The following is an 18,701-nucleotide window of genomic DNA, read 5'->3' as shown; positions in this document are numbered from 1 at the left end:
GCGCGTTGAGTGAGCAACATGGATCACAAGCGCTCGGCATATCGAGGCGTCGGCGTTGCGCCGCTGGGCATGCTCTCATGCAGGCCCGGGCTATCGATCGTCACGCGCGCTTCACGCGTTTCGCGTTCGAGACTCGATCGGTATTGGCTGCATCCGACGAAAAGCAGCACGGCAGCAAGCCCGATCGCCACGGCATTGATGATGGCCATCGAGTGACCAACCGCGAGCGGCGATCCGAATACCTTGTCGGTGATAAGCGCGACGAGCGTCGTGCCGAGACCCAGTCCGATGAGATTCGATACCAGCAGGAACATCGCGGATATCTGTGCGCGCATCTGGTTCGGCGCAAGTGCCTGCATGGCGGCGGCGGAAGTCGGCAACGGGAACGACGCGAAGAACATCGCCACGACGAGCCATGCGAGCGATGCGGCGAGGCTCGTCGTCTGAGTGAACGGGATCGCAGGAGCGAGCATGCATGCCGCGCCGATCCACGCTGCGCGCATCGGCGCATCGGTGTGTCCGCGACGCAGCAGCCAGTCGCTGAGCCAGCCGCCGCAGAAGACGCCCGTCGTATTGGCGACGAGCATCACGATGCCGAGCATATAACCCGTTTCGACCGGCGAGAGAGCGAAACGGCGCATATAGAACGCAGGTGTCCAGCTCATCAGACAGTACAGGCCCATCGCATAGAACGAGAAGCCGACGTAGTGGCAGAAAAAGGTCTTGCGATGATTGGCGATGAAACGCAGCGCATCACCCATCGCGACTCGCTTGACCTTGCCCGACCCGTCCTGCGCAAGTCCTTTGCGCGCGGGATCGCGTACCGTCAGCATGAAGACGGAGGCGACGAGAAGACCCGGCAATCCGACGATGAAGAACGTCAATTGCCATGCGCGTAGTTCGCCGACCAGCGGCAAGGCGAACACGCTCGCGTGCTTGAGCAATGCAATCACATAACCGCCAACAAGAAATGCAATGCCGCCGCCGATGAACGAGCCGAGCGAATAGATGCCGATTGCACGGCCCATCTTTTCCTTGGGAAAAAAATCCGCGAGCATCGAATAGGTTCCCGGCGATAGGGCGGCTTCACCCACGCCGACACTCATGCGCGAGACGAACATGTGAACGAAGCTCTGACTCAGGCCGCATGCCGCGGTCGCGACGCTCCACAGCGCAATGCCCGCAGCGATGATGCGCGGACGTGCGAAACGGTCCGCGAGGTACGCGATCGGCATGCCCATCACCGCGTAGAACAGCGAGAACGCGAAGCCGTGCAAGAGACTGAACTGCGTATCGCTGAGATGCAGATCGCGCTTGATCGGCTCGATCATAAGCGCGAGCACCTGCCGGTCGATGAACGAGAACACATAAGCCAGCATGCAGATCACGACGACATACCACTCGTATGTATAGCGCTTGCTTTTGGGCTTCATGGTGGTTGGGAAGTGAGGTTCGGGTGTGAGGCAGTGTCGATGCGGAGGATATCGGCGTCAAATTCGCCGAAAAGGGATGCGATCATCAGTGAGGCAAATTTGAATCGACATCGGCGGCATTTATCGATAGATGCGCTTTTGACTGATTTGCCGTGTCGCGAGGTCAAAACGCAGACTTCTGATCTGCGAACCTTCTTGGGCGCACTATCAGGGTGCAATCCTTGCGAACTAGTTGTTAAAGTAATTACTGAACTTCGCGATAGCGCGTGATCGCCTACGCATGAGCGCATGTGTTTTTCAATCGTGCATTCCTAGGATTGCGCAACAGGCACTAGAGGAGAAGAATCGAAAAGCTTGACGCAAAAAAATTGAAAACCTATAAGCAGTCGCGTCGAGGCGACGCAAGCAGCAGGAGGAGGGCATGTACGCCAACTACGAAACCTTCGAGGACGCCGACCATCACGCGCATGCGCTGGCAGGGTGGGAGCAGCGCTATGACCAGGTGGGCGAGGGCGCATTCCGCAGCACGGTGAAGCAGGTTTCATTAGCGGGCGTTCAGGTCTTTCAGGAATCTGCGAACGTGCGTATCGTTCAGCGCGGGCAATTGCCGGCCGGATTCGTCACGTTCGGACTCGTGCTCGGCGGTGGCGCGCCGTTCTCGTTTCAGGGCGTGCGGGTCGACGAAAACGCGCTCGTCGTCGCGCCCGGCGACAAGGAATTTCTTCTGCATTCGCCGCCCGATATGTCGATGCTTGGCGTCGCCATCGATGCGCAATTGCTTGCTTCAGCGGCGGACGCGGCGGGCGTCGATGTGCAGGACGAAATCCTCAGCCGTCATGTGCTGAGCATTCCCGGCGCGGCCGGCGCGCGTGCGGGTAAGCGCATCATCGCGGCGGTCGAGACCGTGCTGGCGGACCGGAATCCGATTTTGTCCGATGATGGCGCGCATCGCTTCACACATACGGTCACGGAAAGCATCCTCGACCTCCTGACGTTTCATGTACCGACGCGCGAGGACCGGCTCACTTATGCGTGCCGCGCCGACGTCGTGCGGCGCGCACACGATCTCGTGCTTGCGCGTCCGGAGCAGCCGATATCGGTGCTGGATTTATGCGAAAAACTGCGCGTGAGCCGCCGCACCATTCAAAACAGCTTTCAATCCGTCACGCAGATGAACCCTGTAAGTTATCTGCGAGCCGTGCGCCTTGCTCAGGTGAGACGGCTTCTTACGACGACATCGCAAAGCGAAGTACCGGTTCGCGAGGCTGCAATGCGCTGGGGATTTTCCAACCTCGGCCACTTCGCGAGCGATTACAAAAGCCTGTTCGGCGAACTTCCCTCTCAAACGCCGCGCGCCCGCTGAACAGCGCTTCACGCATTCCTGGTTGCCGATAACAGGCCGCATTGTCGCGGCTTGATATCGGCATTCGTGCTTCGAAAATCTGCGCGAAAAGCCTCATCTCTGTCGGCTCCCTTTCGAATGCTCCATTTCGGCACGCACGCGCTGCCGGTTCCGAAGTGCTTCTTTTTATTGTCGTCTTTAGAGTCGTTTCGACGATAAACAAGGAGACGCACAGATGGAGATGAGACGGCTAGCCACCGCCATGGGGGCCTTACTGTATGGACTGCTTGCGTGTCAGCCGCACGCGGGCGCGGCCGAAAAGCCGGAAGAACTGACGGTTGCAAAGGTCCCGCCCTATGGCCCGCATCGCGTGTTCGTGACGGATGTGTCGTTTGCGAGCATGACCGATGCGCGCGTTCATGTCTTCGACGGCGACACGAAGCGCTTCCTCGGCGAGATCGATGCGGGCTTCGCTCCGGGCTTCACGATCTCCCCCGACCACAAGACGAGCTATGTCGCGACGACGTATTTCGCGCGCGGCAGCCATGGCGTACGCACCGATGTAGTCGAGATCATCGATAACACGACGCTCGAGGTGACCGATGAAATCGTGATCCCGGCCAAGCACGGTCAGACCGTGCCGACGCCTTACAGCACGATCCTCTCGGAAGACGGTAGCCGACTTTTCGTGTCGAACATCACGCCGTCGACATCGGTCACGGTCATCGATACGGCCGCGAAGAAGGTTCTCGGAGAGATCGACACCGATGCTTGCGTGCTCGCGTATCCGAGCGGCAATGACCGCTTCTCGGCACTGTGCGAGAGCGGCAAGGCGCTCACCATCAAGCTCGATGCAAGCGGCAAGGAAGCGAGCCGCAAGCTCTCCGACGCGTTCATCGACGTCGATAAAGACCCGGCCTTCATCAACGCGGTGCGCGACGGCAACCAGTATCTCTTCACCACGTTCAACGGCAACGTGCGTACCGCCGATTTCTCCGGCGATGCACCGGTGTTCGGAACGTCGTGGTCCTTGCTGAACGATCAGGAACGCAAGGCAGGCTGGCGTCCGGGAGGCTTGCAGCAGACCGCGCTGAATGTGGGCACACATCGTCTTTACGTGGCCATGCACAAGGGCGCGGACGGTTCGCATAAAGAGCCGGGCACGGAGATCTGGGTCTACGACACGCAGAGCAAGAAGCGCGTAGCACGCTGGGATCTCGCGAAGCAGAAGATCGATCCGCTGCTCGCGATTCAGGTCAGCACCGATGACAAGCCGCTCTTCTACGGCCTCACGCCGACATCCGATCTCGTCGTGATGGACGCGACGACCGGCAAGCGCCAGCATGTCGAAAAGCAACTCGGCACGACGTCGACGTTGCTGCTCAACCCTTGAGGTGACGCGATGATCGATCCCGTCATTCTCATGGTGTGCATCGCAAGCGCGACGATCATCGCACTTGCGGGCACGGCGCCGAAGTGGCGCGAACCCTCACGCTTTCGCGCTTCGCTCGAAGCGTTCGCCTTGCTGCCGTCGTTCGCAGTGACGCCGTTGTCGTTCGCGTTGCCTGCACTCGAAGCGGCTGGCGCGATCGGCGTCTTGTTCGCCGATACCCGCATGGTCAGCGCCATCGTGCTGGCCGCGCTTTTCGTGCTCTTCGGCGCGGCGCTCGCGATCAACGTGCTGCGCGGTCATACCGACATCGATTGTGGCTGCTCGGGCTTCGTCGCAGCAAGCTCATCGACGCGCACGCCTAAGTCGATCGGATGGTGGCACGTCGCGCGTGCTCTGATGCTCGCCGCGCTCGCGGCCGCCGCACTCATTCCCGCTACGAGCCGCGCGCTGATGTGGTTCGACTATCTGAGCGCAGGCGCCTGCACGCTTTTCGCCGTCGCCGCGTGGTTCACGCTCGACGTGCTGCTGGTCAATCTTCCCAAGCTCGATTCTCTGAGGAATTCATGATGCAAACCGCCCTGATGATTTCGGCCGCACTGTCGTGGGCCGCTTTGCTCGCGCTCGGCGCGATCTGTCTCGCACTTGTTCGCCAAGTCGGCATTCTCTATGAACGCATGATGCCCGCGGGCGCGCTCATGATCGACAAGGGACCGGCCGTCGGCGCGATCGCACCGGTGTTCGAACTCGGCGATATCGCCGGCCGCGCAGTGAAGGTCGGCGGCCTGTCGAACTCGAAGCGCAACACGCTCGTCTTCTTCCTTTCGCCGACGTGCCCCGTGTGCAAGAAGCTGCTGCCTTTGCTTCCGTCGATCCAGGCGCGCGAAGGTTCGGTCGACATCGTGCTCGCCAGCGATGGCGAATTCGAAGAGCACGCCGCGTTCTATCGCAAGTCCGGTCTTTCGCAATATCCGTATGTGCTGTCGCAGGAACTCGGCCTTTCTTATCAGATCGGCAAGCTGCCCTATGCCGTGCTGCTCGATGACGAAGGCAAGGTCCGCGCGAAAGGTCTCGTGAACACGCGTGAACATCTGGAAAGCCTCTTCGAAGCGAAGGAACGCGGTGTCGCGTCGCTGCAGGAATTCGTGCACGGCAAGCACGATGACCACGCGCATCACGGCCATCACGACCACGAAGCGCAAGTCGGGCAGCACGCCTGAAGACGCCGATAACTTTTCCATTCCTACAGGTGAGCGTCCATGAAATGGCTGGATTCATTCTTCGAACAAAAGGCGCGCGGCGTCGCGCAACGCAGTTCGCGGCGCAGCGCGATGGCGAAGCTCGGGAAAGTGCTGGTCGGATCGGCAATGGTGCCGCTGTTGCCGGTCGATCGCACCGCCTATGCAACGGAGCCGAAGAAGCCGGGTTCATCGGCGAGCGATGATCCGACGAGTTGCGACTACTGGAAGTATTGCGCGATCGACGGCTGGCTTTGTAGCTGCTGTGGCGGCACGTCGAGCAGTTGCCCGCCGGGCACGACGCCTTCTCCGATCACGTGGATCGGAACGTGCCGCAATCCGCACGACGGCTCGGATTACATCGTGTCGTACAACGACTGCTGCGGCAAGACGAGCTGCGGACGCTGCTTCTGCAATCGCAATGAACGCGAAAAGCCGCTTTACAAGCTATCGCTCAATAACGATATCAACTGGTGCATGGCGAACGGCAATTCGAATTACCACTGCTCGGTATCGGTCCTGTTGGGAGCGGCAACGCAATGAAGACTGCAACTGTTTTGATGGCGGCGTTGGTCGCCGGCGCAATGAGCTTTGCTTCGGGCGCTTTTGCACAGACAGTGCACTACCCCGGCGGCAAATCGACCTTCGATGGCAAATGCGCGGTCTGTCATCAGGCAGGCGGAAAAGGCATGGACGGACTTGCGCCGCCGCTCGTCGAATATCCCGGCAAATATGCGGGCTCTGCCGATGGCCGCGCGCAATTAGGGCACACCGTGCTCTATGGCATGTTCGGCCCGATCAAGGTCAAGGAGAAAAGCTATAACTTCAAGATGCCGAGCTTCGCATCGCTCTCCGATGAAGAGATCGCGGATGTGTTGAACTACGTCGTGTTCGATCTGAACGCGCAGCATGGTTCAGCGAAGCCTTTCGACGTCGCCGAAGTCAAGGCATGGCGCGCGGGCCCGCTCGATCAGACCGCCGTGCACCAGCGTCGCGAAGCAGTCGTGAAGGGCCTGGGGCTATGAAGCCGCGCGCGATGCTCGTCGCTGCGACGCTGGCCGCGCTGTCGACGACGGCGGCATCGCAGACGCAGGCGTACGACGCGGCGCGCGCGCGACAGGACTGGGTGCTCAATTGCATGGGATGCCACACCGCCGATGGCTCGGGCATTCCCGGCAAGGTGCCCGCATTGCGCAACTCGCTCGGTCATTTCGTCTCGCTTCCCGACGGCCGTCAGTTTGTGATGCGAGTACCGGGCGCTGCCAATTCCGCATTGAACGACGCAGAGCTCGCGAACGTCTTGAACTGGTTGCTCGCGACGATGAACGAGCAATCGCGGCCCGCATCGTTCAAGCCTTATACGGCGGAAGAAATTGCGGCGCATCGCAGACCCGCGCTCACCGATGTCGCGCGTATCCGCATGAAGCTCGTCAAGGAATTGCAGGAGAACGGCGTGAACGCCGTCCCGGAACATTACTAGGAGACAACCCGATGAATAACAGCCAGCATCCCGCGATGCTCGATTCCACGCGCGCATTCCTCGCATCGGCGAAAAAAATGCTCATCGATGGCGCATGGATCGATAGCGCGAGCGGCGCGACACTCGATGTGATCGATCCCGCCGATGGAGAACTGCTCGCACGCGTGCCGAGCGCCGACGAAATCGATGTCGATCGCGCCGTGCAAGCCGCACGCCGCGCATTCGACGACTCCGCATGGTCGCGCATGAAACCGACCGATCGCGAGCGTCTCTTGCTGCGCGTTGCCGATCTTATCGAAGCGAACGCGCGCGAGCTCGCGGAAATCGAATCGCTCGACAATGGCAAACCGGTCACGGTCGCCCACGGGCTCGATGTGTCGATGGCCGCGCAATGCTTCCGCTATATGGCCGGCTGGGCGACCAAGATCGAAGGCAGCACGCTGGAAGCATCGATTCCATATAGCCCGTCGAACGATTTCTTCGGCTATACGCGCAAGGAAGCGGTCGGCGTCGTCGGCGCAATCATTCCGTGGAATTTTCCGCTGCTGATGGCATCGTGGAAACTCGCGCCCGCGCTCGCGACTGGCTGCACCGTCGTGCTGAAGCCTGCGGAAGACACGCCGCTTTCCGCATTGCGGCTCGCGATGCTGATCGAAGATGCGGGCATCGAGAAGGGTGTCGTGAATGTCGTCACCGGCCTCGGCCGCACGGCGGGCGCGGCGCTCGCGCGTCATCCGGGCATCGACAAGATCGCGTTCACGGGTTCCACGCCGACGGGTAAAGCTATCGGTCACGCGGCGCTCGATAACATGACGCGCATGTCGCTCGAACTCGGCGGCAAATCGCCGGTTATCGTGCTGCCGGATGTCGATATCGATAAAGCTGCAGAAGGCGTCGCCAATGCGATCTTCTTCAACTCGGGACAAGTCTGCACTGCGGGCTCGCGCGTCTATGTGCACGAGAAAGTATTCGATCGCGTGATGGAGCGTGTCGCGGCGATCGCGCAATCCTTGCCGATGGGACCGGGCCTCGATGAATCGACGCAGATCGGCCCGCTGGTTTCCGCACGGCAAATGGATCGTGTGCTGAGCTATATCGAAGCGGGCCGCGATGAAGGCGCGCGTGCTATCGCGGGCGGTGCGCGCAAGGACGGCGCCGGTTTCTTCGTGAAGCCGACAGTGCTCGTCGATACCGATCATTCGATGAGGGTCGTGCGCGAAGAGATCTTCGGACCGGTGCTCGTCGCGATGCCGTTCAACGATATCGACAGCGTGGTCGCCAAGGCAAACGACACGCCTTATGGACTCGGCGCGAGCATCTGGTCGAACGATCTCTCGGAAATTCACAAGCTCGTGCCGCGCATCAAGGCGGGCACGGTATGGGTCAATTGCCACTCGCTGCTGGATAACGCGATGCCGTTCGGCGGATTCAAGCAGTCGGGTTTCGGGCGCGAGCTCGGACGCGCGGTGATCGACATGTACACAGAGACCAAGTCGGTGCTGATCAACTACGCGTGAGGACGCTTGCATGACAACTAAAACGATCGCGCGGCAACTTGTCTCGACAGCGGCGCTCGCCGTGTGCGCGAGCGCATCGGCGCAAAGCAATGTGACGCTGTATGGAACGGTGGATGCAGGGCTGACTTATACGACCAATCAGCAAGTCACCAATGCAGACGGGAGCGTCGGTTCGGGGCATAACTTCGCGTTCTCCGGCGGCAATCTCGTGCCTTCACGCTTCGGCTTGCTCGGTGTGGAAGATCTCGGCGGCGGCTTGCAAGCGAAATTCAACGTGGAGAACAGTTTCTATACGGGAACGGGAAGCCTGGTGCAGGGCGGGGCGCTATTCAACCGTCAGGCTTGGGTGGGCCTCGCGCACGAACAGTTCGGCACGTTGTCCCTCGGACGTCAATACGACTCGTATAGCGATTTCCTCGGGCCTTACGTATCGAGCAATTCGTGGGCGACGCTTTATGGTTCGCATATCGGCGACGTCGATAACCTTAACGAAGCGTTCAACTTCAACAACGCGATCAAATACACGAGCCCGGACTGGAACGGCTTTTCGGTGGGCGGCACTTATAGCCTCGGCGGCATTGCAGGCGACTTCGGGCAACGGCGCGGATATTCGTTCGCCGCGGCTTATACGCGTTTGCCCATCTCGATCAGCGCAGGTTATCTGAACCTGCACAATCCGCTCGATGCGGCTTTGGGCGGAGCAAACGGCTACATCGGCGATTTCGCGTGTTCGAATCCGTCGGCACTCTATTGTCAATTGCAGAACGCGGAAGCGTTGAAGGCGTATGGCGCGGGCGCATCTTATGCAATCGGGCCGGCGACTATCGCGCTGACTTATACGCATAGTCGTCTCGAGCATAGCCAGTACTTTGCCGATAGCGCTAATCCGCAGGGCCGCGACATCGCGTTCGATATCGGCGAAGTGAATCTGACTTATGCTGCGACGCCGTTCCTGCAACTCGGGCTTGCCTACATCTATAACAATGCGAAGCCGGACGGGGGTTCATCGACGCGTTTTCATCAAGTGAACGTCGGCGCGAACTATGCGCTGTCCAAGCGTACTGCGCTGTATGGCGTCGCGATCATGCAGAAGGCGGTCGGCGCGGGACTAGGCATCGATCCGGCGACGGGTGGACCGGCGAATTACGCGCAGATTCCCAATCTGCCGAATTCGAACAGCGATCGCCAGTTGTCCGTGACGCTCGGCATACGGCATAACTTTTAAGTATTTCCAGGGGCGTGCTTTGACCCGGCCGGAACGATTTCCCGCCGGGCTTTTTTCCCGCGTTCAAGAGATACGCATGATTTCATGATCGTTGATACGATCGCAGCATGAACATTAAGCGCGATGTACATGCCGATCTGTACGGAGTCGATGGCTGCAAGGCGGGCTGGTTCGTCGCGAAGCAATGCGGTCGCACCGGAACGATCGCGACGAAAGTTATCGGCCGCTTCGAAGATCTGCTCGAATGGAAGCGCGCGAATGCTATCGTTGCTGTGGATATGCCGATCGGTCTTTCATCGAATGGCGTTCGGACGTGTGACACGCTCGCTCGAAAAATACTCGGACGTCCGCGCGCAAGCTCTGTCTTTACGCCGCCGATTCGCGCGGCTTTAGTCTCGTCGAGCTATGAAGAAGCGTGTGCGGTCAATCAGGCCGTCACTGGAAAACGAATCTCCATTCAGGCATTTCACATTCTCAACAAGATTGCAGAAGTCGATGACATGCTGCGCACGCTCGCCGATGAAGATGTGCGCGTCTTCGAAGTGCATCCCGAGTTGAGCTTCATGCATCTGCGAATGGAGCAGGGCGGTCCGGCGCACGGCCTGCGCGAAAGCAAGGCGATTGCATCGGGATTCGCATTGCGTCGCGCGTTGCTCGTGCGATGCTTCGGCGGCTCGATCGATACGGCGCTCGCGGCGCGCAAGCCCGCGCAAGCGTCGCTGGACGACGTGCTCGACGCATTCGCGGCGTTATGGACCGCGCGCCGAATCGTTTCGGCAACGACATTCCGTCTGCCCGACGACATCGAGTTCGATTCGGAAAGTCTTCCCATGGCCCTTCATTGCTGATGTTGGCGGACGGTTTCGTCAAAAGAATTCGAAATACGACGGCGAGCACGGCGGTATAAAATTGAGACGTACTCGTATCGCGCTCGAATGCGCCCGCTGCCATGGAAACTCCGTCGGGCAAAGAAGCCTCCCGCAAGCGGATGACGCCACGCACGCTCAACGTGCTGACGGCGCTCATCGGACTTGCCACGCTCGCATTGGGCGTCGCCTGGTTGATCTATACGTGGATCGTCCATCTCGAAGTGCCGTACTTCGCGATTCCGCTCGTGCTGACGGTGCCGGTGATCGTCGCGGTGGCGTTCCGCAACTGCTGGGACTGACGCGCCTGAGTTGAAAACGCACCGTGGCGATACGATCGCGACGGTGCGTCTGAATGTCGTTGGTAGGCTCGATTGGACTCGAACCAACGACCCCCACCATGTCAAGGTGGTGCTCTAACCAGCTGAGCTACGAGCCTACGGAAGCCGCGAATTATAGGGGAAAGTTTCGCGTTGTGGGATTCTCAGGCGAAAATTTTTGATCGAGGATTTTTCGGACGTGAAGACCGCTCGACCGCAACTTCGTCAGTTTACATAACACAAAGTGTTGCGCGATTCGTCTGATTATCCCCACGCGTAGCTGCTTGGGTCGGAGAGGGGGCTACCGCCGATACGAATACCGCGCCAACGATCAAGTTCAGCGCGATAGCCCCCGTCGCTTTTCCCCATGCGTTCTCCCAAAGCGAACGCGTTTCAGTGTCCCGAGCGCGCTCAACGTTCGCGGCCGCGATCACCTCAATTGCCTGAATATTAAGGATTTCGGCGACACGCAGAGCTGTGGTGTCGTCGAACGTCGCATTGCCCAATCGGTACTTGCTGACTGCGGCGCGCGTGACTTTTAGCGCCTTCGCTGCCGCGTAATCCGACGGCAATCCTAGGCGTTCTTTCACGGCGTCAAGGTACTCAACAGTGGTTTTCATGGTCGCCCCCCGGCGCGAAATGGCTTACGTCAAAACGGAAGTTACGCAAATAGTCAACTGACCGCAACGGATCAGCCAGTTGACTTGTATCAGGATGTTGACGTAACTTTCCGTTCGTCAGGCCGCAGAACGACAGCAAGACCCCGCTGTTTGAAGGCTGATCCCCTTTAGAGCGGTCTGACACCTTTTTCAACTTGGGGTCGCGGGGGTTCGTCATGCGCGGGAATTCGTTACAAATTCGTCGCTCGCCGTTCGGCGGTTACGCCAAAGTCAGCAAGTATGAGCGTCGCCAGCTAGGCGGTGCTTCCCGGTTCTCCGATGATGCGCGCGCGGTCGACTTCGAGCGTATGCAGAAGCGCATCCATGACAATGACGCTGTACGGGGAGATCCTCTCGTACTCAGCGGCAAGCGCTTCAAGGTCTTCCTCAAGTGCCTTGAAATTCTTCGCGGTTACGGGCTGGTGCCTCAGGAAAATCGGAATGACACGCGCCATGACTGCGCCGGCGAAGCCGAGCGCGGCCTCGGTGCCGTTGAAGACATCGCTCATCGTCGCCGGCGAATTGGTCATCTTTTTCTTGGTCATGTGCGTCCTGTTGAGGGTGGTAGTGACGACGGCGATTCTAGCGCGGCCGCCCCTGAGGCCTTCGAAGACGCACCTTTCTGGCCGCAGCAGCGCGGCACGGCGCCAGAACTCAAAGCGGACATCGACACGGAATCCGTGCGCCGTTTGCACGAAGAATTCGCCCGCCTGAATCGCTCGGAAATGTCCGAGACTCTTCCGGTGCTCGTCGACGGTCTACTGCGCCCGGCGCGCGAGATCGTCGATGGCAAGCCAGTATGGTTCTGGTCCCACGACCGTTCCGAGACTCCCGATGTGTCCGTGTGCGTGGAATACCGCGCCGGCCGCGTCGCATCAATCCGCCGTTTCCCCAAAGCGCAATCCAATGCGGAGCGCGCATGACGCCAGTTCTCACGGTCGTCTTTCTCTCGGGCTTCGCCGCCGGCGTCATCTTGATGGACCTCGTTTATTCGCGGCGGCCGAAGTGAAGCGCGTCCTCTTCTCTATGGCGATGTCGGTATTCGGACTGCTCCGCACGGCGGCAAGCGTCGACATCGACTGGATTTCGTTTTCTCTGTTGATCGCGGCCGGCCTACTGCTCGTGGCCGGCGCGTTCGCAATGCTCTACGCACACGCAAAAGAATGGAGCTCCGAATGAACGCTGATTACTGGCTCGGCTTCGCGAGCGGCGGCCTGATCGGCTGGCTGATTGCGATTGCGATGGTCGTTTTGCTCGTCTCGATGGTCCGCATCAACGACAACGGGAGCGTAGAGCGATGATGTATGACGACACGACCGAAGACGTTTCCGCACGAGTCGTGCCGGGCTCAGTCGGTTCAGCCGGCGCGGTCTTCACGCCGTGGGCACCGCGCCGCACGGCCGATTTTGACCGGGCTCGCAGTGAAGCGCTCGCGCAGATAAATCGGATACTCAACCGCGACCGTGCCAGCAACCGCGCCGGGCAAAGCACGACCCGACGCGGCCGCGTTATTCGGCCGGCGGACTATCGCAACGCTCTGCATGCGTTCTATGACGCGTCCGGGTATTTGAAGTACGTGAAAGGCAGCGCGCGATGAAAGGCGCTCGATTCAAGATCGGCGAGCCCGTCATGGTTGATTCCAAGCGCCCCGAAACCGCAAGCGCCGATGGAATGCGCGGCCGCGTCGCGAATGGCGACGATTGGCTCGTGCTCGTCGAGTGCCAACTTGCCGGCGAGAGTCATGCCGTCCGCGTGCCGGCCGACGAGCTCGTGCGCGTAAAGCGCAGCGCGTAAGACGAGAACCCGGCCATGTGGATTCACGCTCGCGACATAGAACAAGCATTGCCCCAGACTCAGGCTGCACAGCGCGCACGCAAGCGTCTGCCGATGAAATGGCTATCTCGCGCTCTATGGCAAGCGAAGCAGGCCGGAAGAAAGAGCGCGGTGCAGGTCGGTGCGAGTCATATGTTCGATATGGCCGCCGCCGAAGCGTCGATTAGCACATTCGTTGAAGAGCACGCACCCGACACGCTGCCGGTGCGTCCGGACGCCTCAGACTTCGAAATCTGCATGAAGGCGCGCAGCATCGCCGATGACGTCACGCTGCGCGCGCTCGGGCTGTCGAGCGACGATGCGCTCGTTGTCGCGAGCTCGAAGTGCGCGGAATATGGCGTCGAATTGCCAGAGTTCGACAAAGCCGCCGATATCATGGCCCGCCTGAAGTGTGAATTGTGGTGGCGTCGTCGCTTGCGGCGGCTGCATATCCGCGCGTTGGAGCACTCGAACATTCGCCTGCACTATGTCCATTACCGCTCGGAGCCCTATGCGAGCGACGACGCAGTGCGCCGGCGAATCGCGCAAAACCGCCGCAATGAGAAGACGCTCGAATCGGTGACGATGGAGAACGAGCTCGGTCAGCGTTTCACGCTCGCCGAGCTCTCGGCGTTCGGTGTCGCGAACAAGGCATTGCGTCGCGGCGAATTAATGACGCGCCTGCGCGGCTGCGAAGACTTGGCTGTCGACGCAAAATTTCGCGGCGTCATGTTCTCGCTGACCTGTCCGAGCCGGTTTCACGCCGTTAAACAAGCGGGCGTCGCAAAGTTTCGGCCGAATTCTAAATATGACCAATCCTCGCCGCGTGATGCGCAGGTCTATCTGCGCAAGGTGTGGGCTCGCATTCGTGCGCAACTCAAGCGCGAGGGCGTGACCTACTTCGGAATGCGCGTTGCCGAGCCGAATCATGATGGCACGCCCCATTGGCATGGCCTTGTTTTCTCGAACGACATCGAGCGCTTCGAAGCAATCATGCGCAAGCACGCGCTGCGCGACTCAGGCGACGAGAAAGGCGCGGCAGAGCATCGCGTTCATACGACGCAGATCGACGATGCGAAGGGCTCGGCGGTGGGCTACATCGCAAAGTACGTCAGCAAGAACATCGACGGCCACGCGGTCGGCGAACACAAGACGAAAGAGGGCTATGTCGTGCAAGCCGACATGATCGGCGATGACGAAATCACGCCTTCACAGCGCATTGAAGCGTGGGCGGCTCAATGGGGCATTCGACAATTTCAGCAATTCGGCGGCGCACCGGTCGGCGTGTGGCGCGAGCTGCGCCGCATCAAGGAAGAAGACTTGCCGAACGCAGACGAGTCGCCGGAAATCATTGCGGCATGGAAGGCCGCACAGAAGACGGAGACGCACCGCGCGAACTGGGCTGAATACGCGCGCGCGATGGGCGGTGTCGCCGGCGAGAAGCGTCTGATTCACGTGAAGTACACGACCGAGCACCGCGAGGGCCGATACGGCATCGCGCCGGTGAAAGTGCCGCACGGCGTCGAGGCATACGGCACGGCGTTCATTCAAGACGGTATCTGCGCATACCACGTCAACACGCAGATTTTCGTTCCCGCGACGCGCCATGTTTGGACGGTGGTTCAGCGCAGCGGCGCAGCCGCGAGCACTCGGACTCGTGTGAATAACTGTACGCGCGAGCGTGCAGATGACGCCGAAACACGAGAAACCAGCACGCGAGCGGACTGTGCGCCGCTCGCCAATAACGATGAATGGGCCGGGGGCGGCTACTTCGAGAGTGAATGGAGGCCGGAATGACGGGGATGAAGATTGAATGTCCGTGCTGCGGTGGCGAAATCGACGCGCGGCACACGGAAGGTTTGTCGACCACGCTGCGGCGCATGTACTTCGTATGCGAAGACTGCGGATATCGCACGCCGGCGGGCTTCGAAATCCTCTACTCGCTGTCCGCATCGTCGCGGCCGCGTGCTGGCGTCGAGCTTGAAGTGCGGCCGTCGACGATGTTGCGCGGTGCAGTGAACGCCAGGACAACGCAGATGCGCGAGGCCCGGCCGTGAGATTCACGATCGCATGCCCGCATTGCGGTGCCCGCGGAATCGCGCGCGCGATGGAGAAAGTCACTGACACCGAATATCAGATCGATTTTCAGTGCGATGACGTGACATGTGGCCACACGTACCGCACGCGGCTCGAAATGTTTCCGCCGGAACTGCCTATCCCGAAGCGGCCGCGCCGCGACACGCAAGAGCTCGAATTCTGATCAGTCACCAACCGAGAGAAAAAATGCAGACGAAGAAAGCACGCGCTCGATACCTTCCCGGCGGCCGCGCGTTGATGTGGGAAGTCACTCATCCGAACACGCGTGTATCGGTATGGTCGTCTCTGCCACGTGACGCGGCCGCAATGCTTATCGAGCGGTATGTGCTGCAGCAGCAAGTCGAGAAGTTGCAGGGCATCGACTACGCGCGCGCTGCAATCGCGCGAGCTGCAGCAGCATGAGCAATTGCCGCACGTGCAAACACGCTCACGAAAAGCCGGGACATGAGCGCATGCACCGTCGCGGCTTTCGCAATTGCGCATACTTGCCGGAATGGATTTATGTCGCCGGCCATCCGAAGTGCCGGCTTGTCCCGATCCGTTGGATGCCGAAGCAATAGCGGATCGAAACCGAAGCGATATCAAACCGAAATTGATGCAACGTAGTTTCAACTGCTCGGGGGAGCACATGAACCAACGAACGAAAGCAATGGATATCCTGCCGCATCCGCAAGGCTGGACGATTGACGAGTTCGGCGATGCGCCGCGCATTGTTAGCGATGCTTCGAGCGACGAGACTGAGCGATTGCTCGCGCAGGCATGCGCGGAACTGAGCGCGGCGCGCGCCCGCATCCGCGAGCTGGAAAACGAAGAGGCAAGCCAGCGAGCTCGCGCGTCGGTCGCGGAAACGTCGCTTGTGTTCAGCCAGCGGGAAGCGGCCGCGCTGCTCGAAGCGCTCGATTTCGAGCCGTCCGAGCAGTACGCGATCGCTGACATGGCGAACATCGGCAAAGCATTGCTCGATCAGATTGCGACCGCGATGCCGGGCTATTGCTGGAACGATTCGCCCGTCGAGATCGTGTGCGACCTGATCAATCAGCGTGACGAAGTGCACGCCGTGTTCCGCGAGGCCGGTGTATGGGAGCCAGACGGAAGCAAGTTCAAGACGTATCGACATGAGAGCCTCAACGGCCGCGAGATGTATGTCCGCGAGCCGCAAGACGGGCCGCCGCTACCCGGCGACCTTAGCGCCGTACGCCAGTAGAGGCAGAGTGCGATCGCGGGCTCTAGCGTTACGAAAAACAGCGGAGCTCGCGGACCCAGATCACGCCGCGATCGCGGAGTACTTCACGTTACGAAAATGGGCCGAATCCGAAAGCACTACTCGAACGCCGAGCGGCAGCGCGCGTACCGGGCGCGTTTGGCGCGCACTCGCGATATCGAGCAGCAATTCATCAGAGAGACTCGGAAGCGCGAGCAGCTTGAGTTACGAAAAAAGCCGTGGTGATGGCGCGGCGCGTTGCGATATCAGATCGATGTCGAACCGATACCGAAAAGATATCGGTTCAATGTAGTTTCAACGCTCGGGGGAGCACATGAAAAACGTTGTGGCAGTCGTCAATACAAAAGGCGGCGTCGGCAAGTCGACGACCGCTCTGCAGCTCGCGCTCGGGCTCTCGCTCGCCGGCGCACGCGTCTGGTTTGTCGACGGTGATCGGCAAGAGACTGGCATTAGCGCGCTGACCGTGCGCGCAGAGAGCGGCCGCTCGATCATAGCCGCGTCAGCCTACGCGCACGGCCCGACGCTGCGCGCACAAGTCACGGCGCAGGCCGGCGCGTACGATCACGTGATCATCGACGCCGGCGGCCGCGATTCGAGCGCGTTGCGTGCGGCGCTCACTGTCGCCGACACGGCGCTCATACCGTTCCTGCCGCGCTCGTTTGACGTATGGGCGATGGAAGACATCGCCGAGCTCGTCGACGAAGCGCGCAGCGTGCACGAGCTGCGCGCGCTGGCGTTCCTGAATCTTGCCGATCCGCAAGGCGCGGACAATCGAGACGCGGCCGAAGCGATGCGCGAGTTTCCCGCGATCGAGCTGCTCGACTGCCGGCTTAACCGGCGCAAGGCGTTCTCTAACGCGAGCGGTGCCGGACTGCACGTCGAAGAAATGACGCGGCGTGATGCAGTCGCATGTGCAGAAGTAGACCGGCTTGCGCACGCGGTATTCACGGCATAACGATATAGAAAAAACATCAAACCGATATCAAAGCGATATCGTTTCAATATCGAAGGGGTCAGCACATGAGCATCACGAAGAGGCCGGCAACGCCAAGCGCGGCCGCCGTTCGAGAATTCATCAGCCGTGCGCCTGACGCGGCGAGCGGCGACGAGCCGGCGCGCGTCGCGCGGCGCAAGAAAGAGACGATCAGTGTCGGCATCGATCCGGTGCTACTGGCGCGCATCGACGCGCGGGCCGTCGAGCTCGGCGTTAGCCGTGCGGCCGCGATCGCGATCGCGCTTGCGAAGTACGTCGACGGTGAGAAGTAGGGCGCCAGGACTGCGGGCGCAAAAGGAAAGGCCGCCGGCGCTGTAGCGCGAGGCGGCCTTTGTTGTTTGATGGGCGCAGTCAGGCGGTAGCGGTGCGCTCCAACACTTCGCTAGCGGCGCGAGCAAGAGCCTCTTCCGACCATTGATTGACGCTCTCGCCGGCGACGGCCGCCGCGATGCTTACGCGCGCGTGCACTTCCGGATCGATGCGGAGCATCAGTTTCCCCGATGCTGGCTTCTGCGGTTTGCGGCCGCTCTGCTCGCAGTCTGTCAGGTAATGATCGACGGCCGCATGAAAATCGCTCTTCAGCTCGTCGACGGTCGCACCGTGAAAGCTGATCTTGTCGTCCACGCCGAGCACGTGCCCGACGAAGATGCTATCGCGCCCGTCGAAGTCGATTCGGGCGATATATCCCTTGTAGGTCATTGCGTTGCTCATTTGATTCCAAGCTCCTTGAACCAGTCGCGCAAGTCTTCCACCTGATAGCGCTTCGCCTCTTTGCCCGGGTGCGGGCGATGGTGATAGCGGCGCGAGCCGTTCAGCTCGAAGGCGATGCGCGAGCCTGCGCCTTCGTGGATGCTGCCGCCGAGAGCGACGACGAGCGATTCAATATCCGAAAACACGATGCTGCCCGAAGTCGGCTTCGTGTTGATCGCGGCAAGGGTGCGGGCGTGTTTGGATTTCATGCTGAAATGATAGCAGAAAATGATATCAGAGTGCAATCAAAAAGTGATATCACCGGATGCCCGTAAAGGGAGAGCGATAGGAGGGCGCAGAAGCGGCCGTTGCTCGCGGGGTGCGCGCAGGGGCGACGAGGGTCCGGGAGCCCGTCA

The 18,701-nt window shown here is 60.4% G+C and carries 27 protein-coding genes and 1 tRNA gene; 23 read left to right on the top strand and 5 right to left on the bottom strand.

The window, feature by feature from the left end:
• Nucleotides 1–23: 23 nt before the first annotated feature.
• The gene (locus NCS67_RS16925) at nt 24–1,433 is read right to left on the bottom strand and encodes a spinster family MFS transporter (protein ID WP_250435834.1); all 1,410 of its coding nucleotides are present in this window, start codon (nt 1,431–1,433) and stop codon (nt 24–26) included.
• A gap of 421 nt (nt 1,434–1,854) precedes the next feature.
• Between NCS67_RS16925 and NCS67_RS16920 the strand changes: the two genes are divergently transcribed.
• The 11 genes from NCS67_RS16920 (at nt 1,855) to NCS67_RS16870 (ending at nt 10,793) form a co-directional block, all read left to right on the top strand.
• Complete coding sequence (locus tag NCS67_RS16920; RefSeq protein ID WP_008353332.1) at nt 1,855–2,796, top strand: helix-turn-helix domain-containing protein; 942 nt, start codon at nt 1,855–1,857, stop codon at nt 2,794–2,796.
• Between the two features lie 241 nt (nt 2,797–3,037).
• Nucleotides 3,038–4,168: an amine dehydrogenase large subunit gene (locus NCS67_RS16915; RefSeq protein ID WP_250435833.1), complete on the top strand. Its 1,131-nt coding sequence runs from the start codon at nt 3,038–3,040 to the stop codon at nt 4,166–4,168.
• A 9-nt stretch (nt 4,169–4,177) separates the two neighbouring features.
• Nucleotides 4,178–4,735: a MauE/DoxX family redox-associated membrane protein gene (locus NCS67_RS16910; protein WP_008353336.1), complete on the top strand. Its 558-nt coding sequence runs from the start codon at nt 4,178–4,180 to the stop codon at nt 4,733–4,735.
• On the top strand, nt 4,732–5,385 hold the full coding sequence (gene mauD, locus NCS67_RS16905) for a methylamine dehydrogenase accessory protein MauD (RefSeq protein WP_250435832.1): 654 nt from the start codon (nt 4,732–4,734) through the stop codon (nt 5,383–5,385). The genes NCS67_RS16910 and mauD overlap by 4 nt, the downstream gene beginning before the upstream one ends.
• A gap of 39 nt (nt 5,386–5,424) precedes the next feature.
• Complete coding sequence (locus NCS67_RS16900; RefSeq protein ID WP_250435831.1) at nt 5,425–5,946, top strand: methylamine dehydrogenase light chain; 522 nt, start codon at nt 5,425–5,427, stop codon at nt 5,944–5,946.
• Entirely contained in the window at nt 5,943–6,428 is a 486-nt protein-coding gene (locus NCS67_RS16895; protein WP_250435828.1) for a c-type cytochrome, read from the top strand. Before NCS67_RS16900 ends, NCS67_RS16895 begins: the two co-directional genes overlap by 4 nt.
• Complete coding sequence (locus tag NCS67_RS16890; RefSeq protein ID WP_008353340.1) at nt 6,425–6,883, top strand: c-type cytochrome; 459 nt, start codon at nt 6,425–6,427, stop codon at nt 6,881–6,883. The genes NCS67_RS16895 and NCS67_RS16890 overlap by 4 nt, the downstream gene beginning before the upstream one ends.
• 11 nt (nt 6,884–6,894) lie before the next feature.
• A complete protein-coding gene (locus NCS67_RS16885; RefSeq protein ID WP_250435826.1) occupies nt 6,895–8,400 on the top strand; it encodes an aldehyde dehydrogenase family protein in 1,506 nt (501 codons plus the stop codon).
• 10 nt (nt 8,401–8,410) lie between these two features.
• Entirely contained in the window at nt 8,411–9,625 is a 1,215-nt protein-coding gene (locus NCS67_RS16880; RefSeq protein ID WP_250435824.1) for a porin, read from the top strand.
• Nucleotides 9,626–9,732: 107 nt separating this feature from the next.
• A complete protein-coding gene (locus tag NCS67_RS16875; RefSeq protein WP_250435822.1) occupies nt 9,733–10,473 on the top strand; it encodes a DUF429 domain-containing protein in 741 nt (246 codons plus the stop codon).
• A gap of 101 nt (nt 10,474–10,574) precedes the next feature.
• Entirely contained in the window at nt 10,575–10,793 is a 219-nt protein-coding gene (locus tag NCS67_RS16870; protein ID WP_033536141.1) for a hypothetical protein, read from the top strand.
• A 60-nt stretch (nt 10,794–10,853) separates the two neighbouring features.
• Here NCS67_RS16870 and NCS67_RS16865 read toward each other — a convergent pair.
• Both NCS67_RS16865 and NCS67_RS16860 read right to left on the bottom strand, forming a co-directional pair.
• A tRNA-Val gene (locus NCS67_RS16865) sits at nt 10,854–10,930 on the bottom strand.
• A 111-nt stretch (nt 10,931–11,041) separates the two neighbouring features.
• Entirely contained in the window at nt 11,042–11,431 is a 390-nt protein-coding gene (locus NCS67_RS16860; RefSeq protein ID WP_250435821.1) for a hypothetical protein, read from the bottom strand.
• A 215-nt stretch (nt 11,432–11,646) separates the two neighbouring features.
• Between NCS67_RS16860 and NCS67_RS16855 the strand changes: the two genes are divergently transcribed.
• The 12 genes from NCS67_RS16855 (at nt 11,647) to NCS67_RS16805 (ending at nt 17,867) form a co-directional block, all read left to right on the top strand.
• The gene (locus tag NCS67_RS16855) at nt 11,647–12,393 is read left to right on the top strand and encodes a hypothetical protein (protein ID WP_250435819.1); all 747 of its coding nucleotides are present in this window, start codon (nt 11,647–11,649) and stop codon (nt 12,391–12,393) included.
• Nucleotides 12,394–12,475: 82 nt separating this feature from the next.
• Nucleotides 12,476–12,649 carry a hypothetical protein gene (locus NCS67_RS16850; RefSeq protein ID WP_250435817.1) on the top strand — a complete coding sequence of 58 codons (174 nt, stop codon included), beginning with the start codon at nt 12,476–12,478 and terminating at the stop codon, nt 12,647–12,649.
• Complete coding sequence (locus tag NCS67_RS31900; protein WP_284504104.1) at nt 12,646–12,771, top strand: hypothetical protein; 126 nt, start codon at nt 12,646–12,648, stop codon at nt 12,769–12,771. The genes NCS67_RS16850 and NCS67_RS31900 overlap by 4 nt, the downstream gene beginning before the upstream one ends.
• Complete coding sequence (locus NCS67_RS16845) at nt 12,768–13,067, top strand: hypothetical protein (protein ID WP_250435814.1); 300 nt, start codon at nt 12,768–12,770, stop codon at nt 13,065–13,067. Before NCS67_RS31900 ends, NCS67_RS16845 begins: the two co-directional genes overlap by 4 nt.
• Nucleotides 13,068–13,099: 32 nt before the next feature.
• On the top strand, nt 13,100–13,264 hold the full coding sequence (locus tag NCS67_RS16840) for a hypothetical protein (RefSeq protein WP_250435812.1): 165 nt from the start codon (nt 13,100–13,102) through the stop codon (nt 13,262–13,264).
• Between the two features lie 15 nt (nt 13,265–13,279).
• Nucleotides 13,280–15,079 (top strand): replication endonuclease, encoded by a 1,800-nt coding sequence (locus NCS67_RS16835; RefSeq protein WP_350029137.1) that lies wholly within the window; start codon nt 13,280–13,282, stop codon nt 15,077–15,079.
• A gap of 5 nt (nt 15,080–15,084) precedes the next feature.
• Nucleotides 15,085–15,339 carry an ogr/Delta-like zinc finger family protein gene (locus NCS67_RS16830; RefSeq protein ID WP_250435808.1) on the top strand — a complete coding sequence of 85 codons (255 nt, stop codon included), beginning with the start codon at nt 15,085–15,087 and terminating at the stop codon, nt 15,337–15,339.
• Entirely contained in the window at nt 15,336–15,542 is a 207-nt protein-coding gene (locus NCS67_RS16825; RefSeq protein WP_250497270.1) for an ogr/Delta-like zinc finger family protein, read from the top strand. Before NCS67_RS16830 ends, NCS67_RS16825 begins: the two co-directional genes overlap by 4 nt.
• A gap of 23 nt (nt 15,543–15,565) precedes the next feature.
• Nucleotides 15,566–15,781, top strand: a complete 216-nt coding sequence (locus tag NCS67_RS16820; protein ID WP_250435805.1) for a hypothetical protein — start codon at nt 15,566–15,568, stop codon at nt 15,779–15,781.
• Between the two features lie 73 nt (nt 15,782–15,854).
• A complete protein-coding gene (locus NCS67_RS16815; protein ID WP_250435804.1) occupies nt 15,855–16,583 on the top strand; it encodes a hypothetical protein in 729 nt (242 codons plus the stop codon).
• A gap of 331 nt (nt 16,584–16,914) precedes the next feature.
• Complete coding sequence (locus tag NCS67_RS16810; RefSeq protein WP_250435803.1) at nt 16,915–17,556, top strand: AAA family ATPase; 642 nt, start codon at nt 16,915–16,917, stop codon at nt 17,554–17,556.
• 65 nt (nt 17,557–17,621) lie between these two features.
• The gene (locus NCS67_RS16805; protein WP_250435802.1) at nt 17,622–17,867 is read left to right on the top strand and encodes a hypothetical protein; all 246 of its coding nucleotides are present in this window, start codon (nt 17,622–17,624) and stop codon (nt 17,865–17,867) included.
• 79 nt (nt 17,868–17,946) lie between these two features.
• Here NCS67_RS16805 and NCS67_RS16800 read toward each other — a convergent pair whose 3' ends face one another.
• Together NCS67_RS16800 and NCS67_RS16795 are read right to left on the bottom strand one after the other, a co-directional pair.
• Entirely contained in the window at nt 17,947–18,306 is a 360-nt protein-coding gene (locus tag NCS67_RS16800; RefSeq protein WP_250435801.1) for a type II toxin-antitoxin system HicB family antitoxin, read from the bottom strand.
• The gene (locus NCS67_RS16795; RefSeq protein WP_250435800.1) at nt 18,303–18,554 is read right to left on the bottom strand and encodes a type II toxin-antitoxin system HicA family toxin; all 252 of its coding nucleotides are present in this window, start codon (nt 18,552–18,554) and stop codon (nt 18,303–18,305) included. The genes NCS67_RS16800 and NCS67_RS16795 overlap by 4 nt, the downstream gene beginning before the upstream one ends.
• Nucleotides 18,555–18,701: the final 147 nt, after the last annotated feature.

Origin of the sequence: Caballeronia sp. ATUFL_F2_KS9A (assembly GCF_023630765.1) — a bacterium.
GTDB lineage: Bacteria > Pseudomonadota > Gammaproteobacteria > Burkholderiales > Burkholderiaceae > Caballeronia > Caballeronia zhejiangensis.
This window is presented reverse-complemented; position numbering and strand designations above follow the sequence as displayed.